General features: G+C 63.2%; 12 protein-coding genes. 7 read left to right on the top strand and 5 right to left on the bottom strand.

Annotated elements, in window-relative coordinates:
- Positions 1-415 precede the first annotated feature (415 nt).
- From ACQR1W_RS02070 to ACQR1W_RS02055, 4 genes are all read left to right on the top strand, one after another.
- Positions 416-1729, top strand: coding sequence for an NAD(P)/FAD-dependent oxidoreductase (locus tag ACQR1W_RS02070; protein ID WP_434849253.1), 1314 nt, complete (start codon positions 416-418; stop codon positions 1727-1729).
- Entirely contained in the window at positions 1729-2574 is an 846-nt protein-coding gene (locus ACQR1W_RS02065; protein ID WP_434849707.1) for a DUF1365 domain-containing protein, read from the top strand. Before ACQR1W_RS02070 ends, ACQR1W_RS02065 begins: the two co-directional genes overlap by 1 nt.
- A 106-nt stretch (positions 2575-2680) precedes the next feature.
- On the top strand, positions 2681-3910 hold the full coding sequence (locus ACQR1W_RS02060; protein WP_434849252.1) for a class I SAM-dependent methyltransferase: 1230 nt from the start codon (positions 2681-2683) through the stop codon (positions 3908-3910).
- A gap of 111 nt (positions 3911-4021) precedes the next feature.
- Positions 4022-5056, top strand: a complete 1035-nt coding sequence (locus tag ACQR1W_RS02055) for a cysteine synthase A (RefSeq protein WP_434849251.1) — start codon at positions 4022-4024, stop codon at positions 5054-5056.
- 12 nt (positions 5057-5068) lie between these two features.
- Here ACQR1W_RS02055 and ACQR1W_RS02050 read toward each other — a convergent pair whose 3' ends face one another.
- A complete protein-coding gene (locus ACQR1W_RS02050) occupies positions 5069-5806 on the bottom strand; it encodes a GntR family transcriptional regulator (RefSeq protein WP_434849250.1) in 738 nt (245 codons plus the stop codon).
- Positions 5807-5982: 176 nt separating this feature from the next.
- On the opposite strand from ACQR1W_RS02050, the gene ACQR1W_RS02045 reads away from it, so the two are divergent.
- The 3 genes from ACQR1W_RS02045 to ACQR1W_RS02035 all read left to right on the top strand — a co-directional run bounded on the left by ACQR1W_RS02045 (position 5983) and on the right by ACQR1W_RS02035 (position 10145).
- Positions 5983-7293, top strand: a complete 1311-nt coding sequence (locus tag ACQR1W_RS02045) for a class-II fumarase/aspartase family protein (protein ID WP_434849706.1) — start codon at positions 5983-5985, stop codon at positions 7291-7293.
- 93 nt (positions 7294-7386) lie between these two features.
- A complete protein-coding gene (locus ACQR1W_RS02040; RefSeq protein ID WP_434849249.1) occupies positions 7387-8718 on the top strand; it encodes a cation:dicarboxylate symporter family transporter in 1332 nt (443 codons plus the stop codon).
- Positions 8719-8750: 32 nt separating this feature from the next.
- The gene (locus tag ACQR1W_RS02035) at positions 8751-10145 is read left to right on the top strand and encodes a class II fumarate hydratase (protein WP_434849705.1); all 1395 of its coding nucleotides are present in this window, start codon (positions 8751-8753) and stop codon (positions 10143-10145) included.
- 44 nt (positions 10146-10189) lie between these two features.
- Here ACQR1W_RS02035 and ACQR1W_RS02030 read toward each other — a convergent pair whose 3' ends face one another.
- Genes ACQR1W_RS02030 through ACQR1W_RS02015 form a run of 4 tightly spaced genes read right to left on the bottom strand, consistent with a single transcriptional unit; the run spans position 10190 to position 14732 of the window.
- Complete coding sequence (locus ACQR1W_RS02030) at positions 10190-10933, bottom strand: amino acid ABC transporter ATP-binding protein (protein ID WP_008973422.1); 744 nt, start codon at positions 10931-10933, stop codon at positions 10190-10192.
- A gap of 32 nt (positions 10934-10965) precedes the next feature.
- Positions 10966-12486 (bottom strand): amino acid ABC transporter permease, encoded by a 1521-nt coding sequence (locus tag ACQR1W_RS02025; protein ID WP_434849248.1) that lies wholly within the window; start codon positions 12484-12486, stop codon positions 10966-10968.
- Positions 12483-13688: an amino acid ABC transporter permease gene (locus ACQR1W_RS02020; protein WP_434849247.1), complete on the bottom strand. Its 1206-nt coding sequence runs from the start codon at positions 13686-13688 to the stop codon at positions 12483-12485. The genes ACQR1W_RS02025 and ACQR1W_RS02020 overlap by 4 nt, the downstream gene beginning before the upstream one ends.
- Positions 13689-13715: 27 nt before the next feature.
- A complete protein-coding gene (locus ACQR1W_RS02015; protein WP_434849246.1) occupies positions 13716-14732 on the bottom strand; it encodes an amino acid ABC transporter substrate-binding protein in 1017 nt (338 codons plus the stop codon).
- Positions 14733-14749 lie beyond the last annotated feature (17 nt).

The raw sequence follows: 14749 nt of genomic DNA, 5'->3' as shown, positions 1-14749 counted from the left end.
AAAATGAGTCACGGCCGGTCTCCGCACGCCGACGAACACGCGAGGACGTCACGCCAGCGCGAACCTGCGCACGCGTGATCGGTATCGTCGGCGACGATCTGCAAGCTGGACACGAACGTGATGCTTCCCTGTAATCTTGCCGACCATACTACCCGTGCGTCCGCGCGACGGACAGTCCTGCGGCGGCCCCGTCCCCGGTGGCGGAGCTTCATCCGGGCCGCCAGGAAGGTGCGTGATTCCCCGTATTTTTCGGGGTTTTCTCTGGCCGGACCGGCGTCGGCACGACTCGCATTCTTACCAAGATTTCATCTCGGGAGGGCCATTTTCTCAGGTGTTGTGCCGTCAATGCCGCGCCCTGAAACCAATGGCGGACCACACCGTAGCTCGCACAGTGCAGGTCAAGGGGGGTTTCTGAATGCGAGTCGCGGTGATTGGAACGGGGATTGCGGGCAACGCCGCGGCCTGGGCCCTGTCGCAACGTTATCCGGTCACCGTGTATGAGCGCGAGCTTCGGCCGGGAGGCCACAGCCACACCGTCACAATCGACTATGAGGGAACGCCGCTTGCTGTCGATATCGGCTTCATCGTCTACAACGAGCTCAACTATCCCGAGCTGACCGCGTTGTTCGATCACCTCGGTGTCGAGACCGTCGCAAGCTGCATGAGCTTTGCGGTGACAGCGGATGACGGCCGCTTCGAGTGGAAGGGTGGCGGCAAAACCTGGCTCGAGACCGCGAAGGGCCTGTTCGCCCAGCCCGCCAATCTGCTCTCATCATCCTACCTTTGGATGTTGCGCGACATTCTCACCTTCAACGAGCAGAGTGTCGCTGATTGGAAGGCCGGCAGGCTCGCAGGACTCTCGCTCGGCGACTATTTTCGGCGCAACCATTTCGCCCCGCGCCTGCTCTCCGACTATCTGGCGCCGATGGGCGCCGCGATCTGGTCGGCGCCGGCGCGTGAATTGCTCGACTTTCCGGCAGAGAATTTCGTTGCGTTCTTCAACAATCACCGCTTGCTGCAATACGATCGGCCGGTGTGGCGCACGGTCAAGGGCGGCAGCCAGCGCTATGTGGAGAAACTGACGTCCGCCTTTCGCTCGTCCCTGCGTCTTGGCAGCGCAGTGACCACGATCGAGCGGACCGCCCACGGCGTCGTGGTCGCGGATAGCAGCGGCCGCCGTGACAGCTACGATCACGTCGTCATCGCCGCCCACAGCGACCAGGCATTGACGATGCTCGGCGACGCAGATGAACACGAGCACAGCATTCTCGGCGCCATCCGATATTCGCCGAATACGGTCTATCTGCATCGCGATCTCAGGCTGATGCCGAAGCGGCGACGGGCCTGGGGTTCATGGAATTTCCTGCGCTGGCAACGCGAAGGCCTGCCGCTCAACGATGTCGCCGTCACCTATTGGATGAACAGGCTGCAGGGGATCGGCGACGACAAGCCGCTGTTCGTCAGCCTCAACCCACCTTTCGCGCCGGCGTCTGAACTGACCTTTGGCAAATTTCTCTGCGAGCACCCCCAATATACGGCGGCTGCTTTTGCCGCGCAGACGCGGCTGCCGCAGATCCAAGGACGCCGCCGCACCTGGTTCTGCGGGGCCTGGACCGGCTATGGCTTCCACGAGGATGGGCTGCGCTCCGGCCTCGGCGTGGCCGAGGCGCTCGGCGCGGTCGCGCCGTGGCGCAGCTTGCCCGCGCCGCTCGCCGAGGCGGCTGAATGATGACGGGCCTGCCGACAATGCGCGGCGAGGCATCGGCTGCAGCCGGGCTTTACGTCGGTCCGGTGATGCACGCACGGCTGCGACCCAAGCCCCACCGCTTCAGCTACCGGGTCCTGAGCCTGCTGATCGATCTCGACCGGCTTGATGAGGCGGACCGACAATCTCCCCTGTTCGGCATCAACCGCAGCGCGCTCTATAGCTTCCATGAAGCCGATCACGGCCTCCGCGACGGATCGTCGCTGCGCGCCTATGCGCAGGCCCGCGCGGCCGAACACAGCGTGGATCTGACCGGCGGACGCGTGCTGCTGCTCTGCTATCCGCGCCTGCTTGGATATGTCTTCAACCCGCTGTCGGTCTATTTCTGCTACCGTGCTGACGGCAGCCTGGCGCTCGTGATCTACGAGGTCCGCAACACCTTTGGAGAGATCAATCCTTACGTGCTGCCGGTCCGGCCGGGCGAGCTCACGCCAGCCGGACTTCGGCAGGCGCAGGACAAGTCCTTCTATGTCTCGCCCTTCCTCGACATGCCCCTGCGCTACCATTTTCGGATCACCCTGCCGGGGAACGAGGTCAAGCTGCGGATCCTGGAGGCCGGCGGTGACGGTCCCCTGCTCGCCGCGACGTTCCTGGGCCGCCGCCGCGCTTTGACGTCACGGACCCTGTTCCGCGCTTTCGTTTCGCTCCCGCTTGTCACGTTCAAGATTTTTGCCGCAATCCACTGGGAGGCGCTGCGGCTCTGGCTGAAGGGGATCGCCCTGGTGCCCCGGCCCGATACACCTCACGCGTCGGGTTCCAATACCGGCTTGGCGAATGGCGAAAGCCACGCTTATATTGTACGGCGCTGACGGTCCGTCGTCAGCGTGCTCTGAGTCCGGAAGGCTTGTTTTTGCCACGCAGCATCGATGGCGCGACCGTTTGGACGCGGAGCCGTTTGCGCTGGATGGACCTGTCATGCCGGATGTCATTGGTGTCACCCCTGACAACATCAATCAAGTGCTCGCTGACCTGCCGCGGCTGGCGCGGCTGGCGCTTGGCTTCGGCGCCGGGCTTCGGCGGGGAACGCTCGACGTAACATTGCTGGATGGCCGGGTGATCAGGCTTGGCGGGATCGAGCCCGGGCCGGCGGCGGTCATGATCCTCCATAATTACGGCTTCGCCTCGCGCCTGATCAATGGCGGCGACATCGGTATCGCGGAGGCCTATCTCAACGGCGACTGGGAGACGCCGGATCTGACGCAGTTTCTCTATCTGTTCTGCGTCAATCACGAACTGCTGCAGACCATGCTGAACGACAAGCCGATGATCCGCTTCGCCCAGATGGTCCGCCACTGGTTCAATCGCAATACGCGGCGGCAGGCCCGGCGCAACATTTACGCGCATTACGACATCGGCAACGCGTTCTATTCGGCATGGCTCGATTCGAGCATGACTTATTCCTCGGCGATCTTCGAGGAGCACACGACCGATCTGACCTCGGCGCAGAAGAACAAATATCGACGGCTGGCGGAGGCTATCGACCTGAAGCCCGGGCAGAAGCTGCTCGAGATCGGCTGCGGCTGGGGCGGCTTCGCCGAATATGTCGCCAAGACCTTCAGCGCCAAGGTCGTTGGCCTCACCATCAGCCGCCAGCAGCGCGATTTTGCGCAGCGCCGCATTCACGAAGCCGGGCTCGCTGACAGGGTCGAAATCAGGCTGCAGGACTATCGCGACGAGCGCGATCGCTATGACCGGATCGCCTCGATTGAGATGATCGAGGCGGTCGGCGAGCAATTCTGGCCGAAATATTTCTCGCAGTTGCGAGATCGGCTGCTGCCGGGTGGGCTCGCCGGCATCCAGGCGATCACGATCCAGGACAGCATGTTCCAGCATTATCGCCGGGAGGTCGACTTCATCCAGCGCTACGTCTTCCCCGGCGGCATGCTGCCATCGCCGCAGATCCTGAAGACGCTCGGCGAGCGATTTGGAATACCTGTCGTTCGCGAGCGCATCTTCGGGCAAGATTATGCCAAGACGCTTGCCATCTGGCGGAACAATTTCCGTGCGGCCTGGCCAAACCTGACTCCGGCGGGCTTCGATGACCGCTTCCGTCGTCTCTGGGAATACTATCTGGCCTACTGCGAAGCAGGTTTCCTCTCCGGCAATATCGATGTCCGACAGGTCGTGTTCGCTAAGGCGCGTTGACCACGATCGCTGACCAACCATGCGTTGGTGCGCTGCGCCTTACGCGCAACTGGATACTGCGCTACGGTCTTCCTAAATCTCTCGGAAGAGTCCCTTAGCGGTTATTGCGCCATGACAATTCGAAACGACGTCGTCGAAGCGATCGGCAACACGCCCCTGATCAAGCTCAAGCACGCCTCGGAAGTGACCGGCTGCACCATTCTTGGCAAGGCCGAGTTCATGAATCCCGGACAGTCCGTGAAGGATCGCGCCGGCAAATGGATGATCCTGGAAGCGGAGAAGCGCGGCGATCTGAAACCCGGCGGCCTGGTGGTCGAGGCGACCGCCGGCAATACCGGCATCGGGCTTGCCGTGGTCGCGGCAGCGCGTGGCTATCGCACCCTGATCGTGATCCCGGACACGCAGAGCCAGGAAAAGAAGGACATGCTGCGGCTCTGCGGCGCCGAACTGGTCGAGGTACCGGTGCGGCCCTTTGCCAATCCGAACAATTATCAGCATGTCGGCCGGCGCCTTGCCGACCAGCTCCGCAAGACCGAACCGAACGGCGTGCTGTTCGCTGACCAGTGGAATAACCTCGACAACGCCAAGGCCCACTATGAATCCACCGGCCCGGAAATCTGGGAGCAGACCGGCGGCAAGGTGGACGGCTTCGTCTGCGCGGTCGGCACCGGCGGCACGCTGGCCGGCACCAGCCGCTACCTGAAGGAAAAGAACAAGGACATCGTCACAGCCTGCGCCGATCCGCATGGCTTTGGGATGTACAACTGGTTCAAGCACGGCGAGGTCAAGTCCACGCCCGGCGATTCCATCACTGAAGGCATCGGGCTCGGCCGGGTGACGCCGGTGATCGAGACGGCGAAGGTCGACACGGCGTTCCTGATCTCCGACGAGGACGCCGTCGGCATCATCTATGACCTGCTGCAGCACGAGGGTCTGTGCCTGGGCGGCTCGACCGGCATCAATGTCGCCGGCGCGATCGAACTCGCCAAACAGCTCGGCCCCGGCAAGACGATCGTGACCATCCTCTGCGACTCCGGCAATCGTTATCAGTCGAAGCTGTTCAATCCCGAGTTCATGCGCTCGAAGAACCTGCCCGTTCCGGCATGGCTGGAGAAGCGCAGCGAGATCAAACCACCCTTCGTGTGAGGGGAAACGCGATCACTGCTGGCGCAGCAGACGTGTGGTGTAGTGGTAGCGATCGGCCGGATGGACGCTGATCGACACCTCGGCCATCTCGTTCGAGTTGAACAGATACTGTCGCCGGATCGAGAGCGCGTGCGCGCCGGGAGCGGCCTTCAGCGGCTCCGCAATCGGCTCGGGAACGCCGACAGCACTGATGTCCTGGCGGATCTCGCTGAATCGCCGCCCGGAAATCTGCTCGACCAGCGTACCGAAGATCGCGCGGTGCGTGTCGATCCTGGCGCGAACCTCGGCGGCGAAGGCGTCATCGATATAGACGTCCGTCCAGCAGATCGGCGTCCTGGATGCATCGTCCGGCACCAGACGAAGGCTCGATATCCGCAGCCAGCGCCGGCCGGCCCGACACCCGAGCGCCTTTGCCAGTGCATCGTCAGTCACGACATCCGCGACGCGCTGTACGTGCCGTTCGGTCTCGACCCCGAACTGCTGTACGGCTTCGATCGAGTTGAGCGTCTGGGCAAAGCCGCCGGCGCTGCGCGAGGGCCTCAGCGCCTCGACACGGGTCCCGACGTTCTTCTTCCGGCTGATCAGGCCTGATGCCTGCAGCTCGCGCATCGCGGCACGCACCGTTGCGCGGCTGACGGCGAATTGCTCGGCCAGATCGAGCTCGTTCGGCAGCATCGAGCCCACCGGATGGCGGCCCGCCGCGATCGCCTCCGCAAGCGCACGAGCAACATAGGCGTAACGCGTCTCCACCCGACCTCCCCAATCGATCCCCGACCGGCATTGCATCGAAGCCCGACTGACTCGGGATTCGTCAAGTCGGGGCGTTGACTCTCCCATTATGTTCGTACATATTAATATGTACGAACATAATTTCCAGGGAGAGAGGCGTGGGCAGCACCGTTTTCGATTCGATCCTGTTCCGCGACATGTTCGGCACGGCCGAGATGCGCGCCGTATTTTCGGACGAAGCGCTGCTCGGCCGCTATCTGGAGGTAGAAGTGGCGCTTGCGCGCGCCCAGGCACGGATGGGCGTCGTGCCCGCCGAGGCCGCAGCGGCCATCGAGGCGGCATCGCGCTCCATCAGCATCGATTTCGAGAAGCTCCGCCGGGAAACCGAGATCGTCGGCTACCCGATCCTGCCGTTGGTGCATCAGCTGTCGGAAGCTGCCGGCGAGGCCGGGCGCTACGTTCATTGGGGAGCGACCACCCAGGACATCATGGACACCGCCAATGTGCTGCAGATTCGGGCCGCGCTTGGGATCGTCGGGCGCGACCTGCTCGAGTTCCGGCGCATCCTGGCGGCCATGGCAGGCAGATATCGCGACACCCCAATGGCCGGCCGCACGCATCTGCAACAGGCATTGCCGGTGACCTTCGGCTACAAAGTCGCGGTCTGGCTATCGTCGATCGACCGCCATATCGAGCGACTCGATCAGGCGCTGCCGCGGATCCTGGTCGGAGAATTTTCCGGGGCAGCCGGCACCCTCGCCTCGGTCGGCGACCGCGGGCTCGAGATGCAGCGGCTGCTCTGCGAAGAGCTCGATCTGCACCAACCGTCCATCACCTGGCACGTCGCACGCGACGGCCTCGCCGAGGCCGTGACATTGCTCGGTCTCATCACGGGTTCGCTCGGAAAGATCGCAACCGACGTCATGCTGATGTCGGCGACCGAGTTCGGCGAGGTGTCGGAGCCGTTCGTGCCGGGACGCGGTGCATCCTCGACGATGCCGCAGAAGCGCAACCCGATCTCGAGCGAGCTGATGCTGGCGGCGGCCAAGGCGGTGCGTCAGCACGTGGCAACGATGCTCGACGCCATGATCCACGATTTCGAGCGCGCAACCGGGCCGTGGCATCTGGAATGGATATCCCTCCCGGAGAGTTTCCTGCTCACAGCCGCGTCACTCGCGAGCGCGAAATTCATGCTGTCCGGGCTTGTCGTGCACGAGCAGCGGATGCTGGAGAATCTCGGCCTCACACATGGCCTGATCGTCGCGGAGGCCGTGATGATGGCCGCAGCTCCCAAGCTCGGGCGCCAGCATGCCCATGACGTAGTCTATGGCGCCTGCCGCAAGGCGATCGAGCAAGGTGGAGAGCTCGCCGACATCCTGTCGGAGATCCCGGAGATCGCCGATGCGCTCGGCGGCAGGGAGGCGATCCGCCGCCATTGCGACCCCGCCAACTATCTCGGCCTGTGCGGGCCGATGGTCGACCGCGTGCTCGGGTCGCACCACGCCTGATCGCCCTGCAGCCTGCCTACAAATCGATCGAACCAGATCAACCAAGGCGCCCGAGAGCGCCGGGCTAAAGCAACGACAACGGAGGAGAATCTCATGGGCATCATTGCAACGGCGCACAGCGACGGCCTCACCGCCGAGACCGTTGCGCCGAAGCGAAAAGCGCCGTGGCGCAATCTCGGCCTGCAGGTTGCGGCCAGCATGGTGCTCGGCATCATCGTGGGCCTGCTGTGGCCGGAATTCGGCGCCTCGCTAAAGGTGTTGGGCGATATCTTCCTACGCCTGATCAAGACCGCCGTCGCGCCGCTGGTCTTCCTCACGGTGGTCGTCGGCATCGTCGCTGCCGGAGACATCAAGCGCGTCGGCAAGGTCGGACTGATCGCCATGATCTATTTCGAGATCGTGTCGACGATCGCACTCGCGCTGGGCCTGGCGTTCGGCAATCTCAGCGGTGCCGGCCGCAATCTCGGCCATGTCGCGGCGCCTGCGGCGGCGGCGAAAGGCGCCGAGGCCGCGGCAAAGGCGGCCGCAAGCTCGCATACGAGCTTCGATCAGTTTCTCCTCAACGTGTTTCCTGACAATTTCATCGGCGCCTTTGCGCGCGGCGAGCTGCTCCAGGTCCTGGTCATCGCGCTGATCTTCGGCTTCGGCCTGATGGCTCTGTCGCCGGACCGGCGGGCGCCGATCGAGCGCGGTCTGAACGTGATCTCAACGGCCTTTTTCGAGTTCATCCATATCATCATGGCGCTGGCGCCGATCGGCACTTTCGGCGCCGTCGCCTACGCGGTCGGTTCGAACGGCACGGCGGTCCTGATCGCCCTCGCCTATTTCGTCGCCGCGTTCTACGTCCTGGTCGTGCTGTTCATCGTCGTAGTGCTCGGCGCGATCTGCGCACTGTTCCGCATCAGCATCTTCCATCTCTTGCGCTACATCCGCGACGAGATCCTCATCATGCTCGGCACGGCCTCCTCCGAAAGCGTTCTGCCGCGCCTGCTGGAGAAGATGCCGGCCTACGGTCCTTCGAAGCAGACGGTCGGTCTGGTGCTGCCGACCGGCTACGCCTTCAATCTCGACGGCACGTCGCTGTTCATGGCGATGGGCGTGATCTTTCTCGCCAACGCCTATGGCGTGAACCTGAGCTGGGATCAGGAACTTGGGCTGCTCGCAATCATGCTGCTGACGTCCAAAGGTGCGGCAACCGTCTCGGGCGGCTCCTTCGTCGTGTTCGCAGCGACGGTCACGGCGTCGGGTATCCTTCCGGTGGACGGGCTCGCGCTAATCTTCGGTGTCTATCGTTTCCTCTCCATCGCGCTGGCGACCTGCAACGTCATCGGCAACGCAGTGGCCACGGTTGTCGTTGCCAAGCTCGCCGGGGAGTTCGACCAGGCCACTTATGCGCAGGTCGAGAGCGACCCCCGCTCGATCTGACACCGATGAGGATCGCGACAGAGGACGACCACATGACGCAGATGCGGCTCGAGCACGATGCCTTCGGCGCGATCGAAATCCCGGCCGACCGATACTGGGGCGCGCAGACCCAACGCGCCCTGGGCGTGTTCGACGTCGGTCACGAACGCTTTCCGGTCTGCCTGATCCGCGCCTTTGCCCTGCAGAAGCTTGCCGCCGTGCGCGCCAACGCGCGGCTCGGCGCCATCGATACTACCATCGCGACTCTGATCGAGCAGGCAGCCTCCGAGCTTGGTGACGGCCAGTTCGACGACCACTTTCCCCTGACGATCTGGCAGACCGGCTCGGGCACCCAGACCAATATGAACGTCAATGAGGTGATCGCCAACCGCGCTAACGAACTGGCTGGCCGGCCGCTCGGTGCAAGGTCTCCGGTCCACCCCAACGATCACGTCAACTGCTCGCAGTCCTCCAACGACAGCTTTCCGACGGTCATGCACATCGCGACCGCCCTGGAATTGCGCGATAGGCTTCTGCCTGCGCTGACGACGCTTCGCGATGAGCTCGCCGCGAAGGCGGCAGAATTCGCAGATATCGTCAAAATCGGCCGCACGCATCTGATGGATGCGGTGCCCATGACCATGGGACAGGCGTTCGACGCGTTCGCGCGCCAGGTCGATGGCGGCATTGCCCGGATCTCGGGGGCGCAGCCACGGCTGCAGATGCTGCCGCAGGGCGGCACGGCCGTCGGCACCGGCCTCAATGCGCCGACCGGTTTCGATGAGGCGTTCTGCGAGGAGCTGAGCGGGTTGACCGGAATCGCTTTCGCGCCGGCGCAGAGCAAGTTCGAGAGCATGGGCGCGCACGACAGCCTGGTCGAGAGCTCCGGTGCGCTCAACACGTTCGCAGTATCGCTGCTGAAGATCGCCAATGACATCCGCCTGCTCGGCTCCGGCCCGCGCTGCGGTCTCGGCGAACTCGTCATCCCACATGACGGTCTGACCTCGTCCATCATGCCGGGAAAACGCAACCCGACCATTGCCGAGGTGGTGGCGCAGGTGGCATTCCAGGTGATCGGAAACCACGCCACGGTGACCGCCGCCGGCGCATCCGGCACCTTCGAGCTCAACGTGGCCAAACCGGTCCTGATCTACAATGTGCTGCAGTCGATCCGGCTTCTCGCCGATGGCAGCCGCATCCTTGCAGTCGGGCTCATTCGCGCGATCGAGGTCGATCGTCGCAGGCTTGCATCAAATGTCGCGAATGCGCTGCTGCTTGCGACAGCGCTCAACCCGGTTCTCGGCTACGACAAGGTTGCGCAGATCACGCGCAAGGCACAGGCCGACGGTTCGACGCCGCGCGAAGCTGCGCTGGCGCTCGGCCTGTTGAGCGGAGAGGAGTACGACCGTTACGTCGACCCGCGCGCCATGGCCGGGCTTCCGGACTAGGAAAATGGATGGTGCGCTCACCATCCAAGTCCCTCAAACCACCGTCAGTGCCGCAGGATCTGGCTCAGGAACAGCTTGCTGCGCGCATGCTGCGGATTGGCGAAGAACTCCTGCGGCGTATTGGATTCGATGACCTGGCCGGCGTCCATGAACACGACCCGGTTGGCGACCTCGCGGGCAAAGCCCATCTCGTGGGTGACGACCAGCATGGTCATGCCCTCCTTGGCGAGGTCGACCATGGTGTCGAGCACTTCCTTGACCATTTCCGGATCGAGCGCCGAGGTCGGCTCGTCGAACAGCATCACTTTCGGATTCATCGTCAACGCGCGCGCGATCGCGACGCGTTGCTGCTGACCGCCTGACATCTGCCCGGGATATTTGTGTGCCTGATGGGGGATCTTGACGCGTTCCAGGAACTTCATCGCGGTGGCTTCCGCTTCCTTCTGCGGAATGTTGCGCACCCAGATCGGCGCCAGAGTGCAGTTCTCCAGCACGGTCAGATGCGGAAACAGATTGAAGCTCTGGAACACCATGCCGACTTCACGGCGTACCTCGTCGACCCGCTTGAGATTGGGACCGAGCTCGATGCCGTCGACCGTGATCTCGCCTTCCTGGAATTCCTCCAGTGCGTTGATGCAGCGGATCAAGGTCGACTTGCCCGAGCCGGACGGGCCGCAGATGACGATGCGCTCACCCTTGGCGACGCCAAGATTGATGTCGCGCAGCACATGGAAATCGCCGTACCATTTGTTGAGGGCGGCAATGTTGACGATCGGATTGGTGGTCATGGGATCACTTGAGCTCTCTTGCGCTGTGCTGCTCAATGGCTCCGGTGCGCATTCAACCGGCGCTCCACGAACAGCGCGTAGCGCGACATGCCGAAACAGAAGACGAAATAGATCATTCCCGTGAAGGCGAAGCCGGTAAAGGCGGTGGTCGGCGTGGCCCAGGTGGGATCGGAGAACGATGCACGCAAGCTACCGAGCAGATCGAAGATCGCAACGATCGAGACCAGCGAGGTGTCCTTGAACAGCGAGATGAAGGAGCCGACCAGACCTGGAATGACATGGCGCAGCGCCTGCGGCAATACGATCAAGAAGGTTGTCTTTGCCCAGGACAGGCCGAGCGCGTTCGCGGCTTCGCCCTGGCCGCGCGGGATCGCCTGCAGACCGCCACGGATGACCTCAGCCTGGTAGGCGCCGGAGAACAGCGCGACGCCAATCAGCGCACGGAGCAGTCCATCCACTGTCATGTTGCCGGGCAAGAACAGCGGCAGCATGTAGGTTGCGAAGAACAACACCGTGATCAGCGGCACGCCACGCCACAACTCGATGAATGCGATCGAGAAGATCCGGATCAGCGGAATCGTCGAGCGACGCCCGAGCGCCAGCGCGATCCCGATCGGCATCGAGGCGACGATCCCGGTGATCGAGACCACCAGCGTGACCAGGAGCCCGCCCCACAGCCTGGTATCGACCATCTGGAGGCCGCCATGATCGAGCCCCATCACGCCGATCACGATCGCGATGCCGGCAAAGATGGCGAGGGATCTGGCCACCGCGCCCAAAGCGCGCCGGCCACCGCCGAGGACAAAGACCAGCGCCGAAATGACGATCGCGGTCAGCACGAAATCGATCCAGACCGGCTGATGCGAGTTCTGGATCTGCCCGCGCAGCCAGGTTAGCGGCGAGATCACCCAATCCGCAGCCACCCCGATCAGCACGATCAGTTCGCCGACGGCCCAGAACAGGATCCCGATCACCGGCGCGTTCGCGCCGGCTCGCTGCAACGCGCCGCCTGCGCTCTGGATGCTTTCGGTGAAGGTCGATAACAGGCTTGCGGTCCAGCTCACGCCGAAGCCGGACAGCCCGCCGCCATAGAGCAGGAAGAAGGCCACAACGGGCAAGGCAAGAAAGAACAGCCCCGCATTCAGGCTTTTGGCGGGAATGCGCGGGATCAGCATCGGCACCAGCAGAATGACGGCGAGCAGGAATGTCAGATTGACCCGCCATCGTTCGGCCTCGGGATAGAAACCGTAGGTGAACTGGTTGATCTCGGCACCGATATAGGGCCAGCAGGCGCCGACCGCATGGCCGACATTCTGGGCCAGACAGGCGTCGCGATCCTTGCCCTGCCAGACCGCATCGACCAACAGGAACTGGACGGCCGGGACCACGGTGTACCAGATCAACGCCGCGCTGATGATCGTGAGCAGGACGTTGCTCGGCGAATTCAACATTCGGGTCCGGACAAAGCCGACCAAGCCGGTGGTCCTGACCGGCGCGCGCCGTTCGGGCACCAGCTCCTGACGCATGAAGTTGGATGCGGTGATATCGCTCATGCCCCGAGCCTCTTACCCAGTCGCCAGCCGTAGAAGCTCATGATCGCGCTCGTGATCAGGGAGAGCAGGAGATACACGCCCATCGTGATCGCGATGATCTCGATTGCCTGTCCGGTCTGGCTCAGCGTGGTGCCCATGAACACCGACACCAGTTCGGGATAGCCGATCGCAACGGCCAGCGACGAGTTCTTGGTGAGATTGAGATATTGATTAGTGAGCGGCGGCAGGATCACCCGCAGCGCCTGCGGAATCACGATCAGCCGCAACACCCGTCCGCGCGACAGGCCGAGCGAGACGCCCGCTTCCATCTGGCCCTTGTGCACCGACAGAATGCCGGCGCGCACGACTTCGGCGATGAAGGCCGCCGTATACATCGACAACGCCGCGGTCAGCGCGACGAATTCCGGAATGACGCGCGCCCCGCCGGCGAAGTTGAATCCTTTGAGAACCGGCACATCGAACTGGACCGGCTTGCCAAATACCAGCGCCGAGATCAACGGCAGCCCGATCAGGACGCCGAGCACATAAGGCCAGATCCGGACCGCATGCCCCTTCAGGAACAACTCCCGGCGCGCATAGGTCCGCATCGCCAGCGCCGCAATGATTGCAACGGCGAGCGCAATCACGAAAGGAAGAAGGCCCGGCTCGGCGATCGGCCAGGGGATGACCAGGCCGCGATTGTTCAGATAGAACGTTGAGAACACCGAGATGCTCTGCCGTGGTCCCGGCAGCGCCGCCAGCACGGCCAGATACCAGAACAGGATCTGGAACAGCACCGGCAGGTTGCGGATGATTTCGACATACGCGCCCGCGACGCGCGACAACAATCCGTTGGGCGACAGCCGGCCCAGCGCGACGATGAAGCCGATGATGGTCGCAAAGAAGATGCCGATCACCGACACCAGCAGCGTGTTGAGCAGCCCGACCAGGAACACGCGGGTGTAGGTGCTCGATCCTGAATACGGAATCAGGCTTTGGCTGACGTCAAAGCCTGCCGTGTTGTTCAGGAAGCCGAAGCCCGACGTGATGCGCTGGGCTTCCAGATTGGCGCGGGCATTGGCCACGATCTCGTAGCCAATCCACGCGAGCGTGGCGACGAATAGGATCTGCAGGGCGAAGCCGCTCCACCCTGCTTGGCCGCCCAATGCGCGCTTCAGGCGAAGCGCGTATTGCGGCGGAGGTAGCCTCGCTTCGATACTCATCGCCGCAGCCCCTTGGATACGCTGGTTTTAGCGGATCGGCGGTGCGTACTGGATTCCGCCCTTGTTCCAGAGCTGGTTCAGGCCGCGGGCGATCTGCAGCTTGGAGCCGGAGCCGACATTGCGGTCGAACGCCTCGCCGTAATTGCCGACCGCCTTCACGATCCGATACAGCCAATCCTTGGTCAGGCCGAGTTGCTCACCGAGATTGCCGTCGGTGCCGAAGGCGCGCTTCATGTCCGGCTTGTCGGACTTGGCCATCTCGTCGACGTTCTTCTGGGTGATCCCCATCTCCTCGGCGTCGACCATGCCGAACAACACCCACTTGACGATATCGAACCACTGGTCGTCGCCATGGCGCACCATCGGTCCAAGCGGCTCCTTGGAGATCACTTCGGGCAGCACGGTGTGGTCGGCGGGGTTGGCGAGCTTCAGACGCTCAGCGTAGAGCTGAGAGACGTCCGATGTAACGACGTCGCAGCGGCCGGATTCATAGGCCTTGAAGGTCTCGTCCGCACCTGCGAATGCAATCACCTCGTACTTCATGTTGTTGCCCTTGAAGTAGTCGGCGAGGTTCTGCTCGGTCGTGGTGCCGGTCTGCACGCAGACCGAAGCGCTGTTGAGCTCGAGCGCCGAGTTCACCTTGAGCGACTTCTTCACCAGGAAGCCCTGTCCGTCATAATAGGTTACGCCGGTGAAATTGGCACCCAGCGACGTATCGCGCGACAGCGTCCAGGTCGTGTTGCGCGACAGCACATCGATCTCGCCGGACTGCAGCGCGGTGAAACGGTCCTTGGCTGACAGCGGCACGAACTTGATCTTGGTCGGATCGTTGAAAATGGCCGCAGCCACGGCGCGGCAGATATCGACGTCCAGTCCGGTCCAATTGCCCTTGTCGTCCGGATTCGAGAACCCGGGCAGGCCCTGGCTGACGCCGCAGGACAACATGCCCCGGTCCTTGACCGTCTTGAGCGTGTCGGCGTGGGCGCCGGGGCTCGCGAGCGCGGTCGCGAAGGCAAAGGTGAAAGCCAGAGAGACGCGTTTCATGGGCACAGCCTTTCGAG

This window comes from Bradyrhizobium sp. HKCCYLS1011 (genome assembly GCF_051167795.1).
Taxonomy (GTDB): Bacteria; Pseudomonadota; Alphaproteobacteria; order Rhizobiales; family Xanthobacteraceae; genus Bradyrhizobium.
Note: the sequence above shows the minus strand (reverse complement) of the source record. Positions and strands in the feature narration are given on the sequence as shown.

Bases quoted from the DNA above. Each gene is read 5' to 3' on its own strand.
- ACQR1W_RS02070 (WP_434849253.1), top strand. From the start codon at position 416: ATGCGAGTCGCGGTGATTGGAACGGGGATTGCGGGCAACGCCGCGGCC.
- ACQR1W_RS02015 (WP_434849246.1), bottom strand. From the start codon at position 14,732: ATGAAACGCGTCTCTCTGGCTTTCACCTTTGCCTTCGCGACCGCGCTC.
- ACQR1W_RS02030 (WP_008973422.1), bottom strand. From the start codon at position 10,933: ATGACCACCAATCCGATCGTCAACATTGCCGCCCTCAACAAATGGTAC.
- ACQR1W_RS02060 (WP_434849252.1), top strand. From the start codon at position 2,681: ATGCCGGATGTCATTGGTGTCACCCCTGACAACATCAATCAAGTGCTC.
- ACQR1W_RS02055 (WP_434849251.1), top strand. From the start codon at position 4,022: ATGACAATTCGAAACGACGTCGTCGAAGCGATCGGCAACACGCCCCTG.
- ACQR1W_RS02020 (WP_434849247.1), bottom strand. From the start codon at position 13,688: ATGAGTATCGAAGCGAGGCTACCTCCGCCGCAATACGCGCTTCGCCTG.
- ACQR1W_RS02025 (WP_434849248.1), bottom strand. From the start codon at position 12,486: ATGAGCGATATCACCGCATCCAACTTCATGCGTCAGGAGCTGGTGCCC.
- ACQR1W_RS02040 (WP_434849249.1), top strand. From the start codon at position 7,387: ATGGGCATCATTGCAACGGCGCACAGCGACGGCCTCACCGCCGAGACC.
- ACQR1W_RS02065 (WP_434849707.1), top strand. From the start codon at position 1,729: ATGACGGGCCTGCCGACAATGCGCGGCGAGGCATCGGCTGCAGCCGGG.
- ACQR1W_RS02035 (WP_434849705.1), top strand. From the start codon at position 8,751: ATGACGCAGATGCGGCTCGAGCACGATGCCTTCGGCGCGATCGAAATC.
- ACQR1W_RS02045 (WP_434849706.1), top strand. From the start codon at position 5,983: ATGTTCGGCACGGCCGAGATGCGCGCCGTATTTTCGGACGAAGCGCTG.